Here is a 2547-nt window from a genome sequence, read left to right on the forward strand (position 1 = left end):
ATGATGGCAGAGAGGTCACACCCGTTCCCATACCGAACACGGAAGTTAAGCTCTCTAGCGCCGATGGTAGTTGGGACCTTGTCCCTGTGAGAGTAGGACGTCGCCAAGCAAGCTTAAGACGAGTCAGAATGACTCGTCTTTTTTATGTTTCTAACTCCTAATCCTTATTTTTTAATCCTCTTATATTTATTTTCTTTCATTATTTTTGATATGTAGTATAAGATTTTCTATTTTATTTTTTGTAGAAGTAATCTGTCGGTGTGTTAAAATAGTGCAGTTGTTTTTTGAGTATTTGAATATAAGAAGACTTAATTTTGAAAAAGGAGATAATATGAAAAAGATAGGTGTAATTACTATAGTAGTTTTAGTCCTTCTAGCGATTACTTATATGTTAGTTGGGAATTATTTTTATAATTATGCGTTGAATGCGAAACAAGAGAAAGAGTTTTTAGAGGATAACCCTCACTTAGTAGAAACAGTGAATGCATCAGGAGATGTGTTGGCTACAAATGAAGAAAAGGATGCGAACTTTGTATCAAATCATAAACCTAATACACTACACATAAATTCTTTCGATAACTTGAAATTAACGGGTTATGAATATATGAATGAACAATCTAGTCATAAATGGGCAATTGTAGTTCATGGATATGATAGTAGGGCATCGAAAATGACGAAATATATCCGGAACTTTTATGAACAAGGGTATAACGTTATAGCACCAGATCTTCGTGGGCACGGGAATAGTGAAGGGGATTATGTTGGTATGGGCTGGCATGATCGTAAAGACATTTTGATTTGGATTCAACAAATTGTAAAGAAAGATCCTAATGCTGAAATAGGGCTCTTTGGTGTTTCAATGGGTGGTGCAACTGTAATGATGACTTCGGGTGAGGATTTACCTTCTAACGTTAAAGTTATTATTGAAGATTGTGGGTACTCAACTGTTGTTGATGAATTTACGTATCAATTAAAAGATCTATTCCACTTGCCGAAGTTTCCTGTTATGAATGCGGCAAATACAGTTACAAAATTAAGAGCTGGATATGATTTAGAAGAAGCTTCAGCTATTAAACAAGTTGCAAAAAGTAAAACACCGATGCTATTCATTCATGGGGATGCGGATACATTCGTTCCTTTTGAAATGTTAGATGAAGTATATAATGCTGCAAAAGTAGAAAAAGAGAAATTAATTGTTCCAGGTGCTGGACATGGAGAAGCTGAGAAGATAGATTCAAATACGTATTGGAATACCGTATGGAGGTTCGTGGAAAGATATATTCAAGCATAATTAGATTTATATATGCGATAATCAGAAGGTAATACTTTTGATTATCGTTTTTCTATTTATAGATTTATTTTAGGTTGTAGTATATAAGGCTGGAAGCATAAATTTTTGAATTCCTTAGTGCCAGTGCTACAATGATTGAAAACTACATGTTAATGAGGTGTTTCTATGAAAATTGAAGTATGGTCAGATTTTGTATGCCCGTTTTGCTACATTGGGAAACGTAGATTAGAAGTAGCTTTAGAGCAATTTCCTCATAAGAAGGATGTTGAAGTTGAGTTTAAAAGTTTTGAATTAGACCAAAATGCTCCAATCTATTCTGGAACAAGTATTAATGAAGTACTTGCATCAAAGTATGGGATTAGTATTGAAGAAGCGAAACGTAATAACGTGCAGCTAGGTAATCATGCAGCTAGTATGGGTTTAAGTTTTAATTTTGATGAGATGAAGCCGACGAACACTTTTGATGCGCATCGTCTTGCGAAATTTGCAAAGGATCAAGGGAAAGAAAAAGAGATTACGGAAAATCTACTTTTTGCATATTTCACTGAATCAAGAAATTTAAGTGATGTGGATACGCTCGCTACTATAGCTGAAGCTTCAGGTTTAGACAAACAAGAAGCTTTACAGGTTATTAATGATAAAAGCGCATATGCAAATGATGTTAGAGTTGATGAAGCGATTGCTCAGCAATATCAAATTTCAGGAGTACCTTATTTTATTATTAATCAAAAGTATGCTATTTCAGGTGCACAACCACTTGAAACTTTTGTTGGTGCACTTCAGAAAGTGTGGGAAGAAGAGAATCCTGTACCTAAGTTACAAGAGCTTTCTTCAGAAGGTGGAAGCGATATGTCTTGTACAGATGAAAGCTGTTCGGTACCTTCAAAAGAACAATAGTTTTTATGATGGAAAGCAACCCATAGAGTATTATATGGGTTGCTTATATATTCTAATAGAAGAGGTATGTAAATAGGGTTTTAAAAAATGAAGTTTTTTAAAAAAACGTATTGACGATTAATACTTAGAGGTGTAATATAGAACAAGTCGCCGATGACAATAACGTCGAAAGCGAAAAACGAAATGAAAAACTTAGTTGACATTGAAAGATGAAAATGTTAACATAAGGAAGTCGCAAATGAGCGAATAAGTAGTTCTTTGAAAACTGAACGAAACAAACAACGTGAAACGTCAATTTTTATTTTATGATGCTAGACAAACTAACTTTATTGGAGAGTTTGATCCTGGCTCAGGATGAA

2 protein-coding genes and 1 rRNA gene are annotated in these 2547 nt (G+C 34.3%); all 3 read left to right on the plus strand.

Translation table 11 applies throughout. The annotated features are described in order from the left end of the window. A 5S ribosomal RNA gene (rrf, locus tag ACTFSI_RS27925) occupies positions 1–109 on the plus strand; the annotation flags it as partial. Between the two features lie 222 nt (positions 110–331). Further along, positions 332–1291 carry an alpha/beta hydrolase gene (locus ACTFSI_RS27930; protein WP_000719801.1) on the plus strand — a complete coding sequence of 320 codons (960 nt, stop codon included), beginning with the start codon at positions 332–334 and terminating at the stop codon, positions 1289–1291. Between the two features lie 165 nt (positions 1292–1456). Continuing rightward, complete coding sequence (locus ACTFSI_RS27935; protein WP_138322544.1) at positions 1457–2188, plus strand: DsbA family oxidoreductase; 732 nt, start codon at positions 1457–1459, stop codon at positions 2186–2188. Positions 2189–2547: the final 359 nt, after the last annotated feature.

Source organism: Bacillus cereus group sp. MYBK101-2 (assembly GCF_051918845.1).
Taxonomy (GTDB): Bacteria; Bacillota; Bacilli; order Bacillales; family Bacillaceae_G; genus Bacillus_A; species Bacillus_A paranthracis.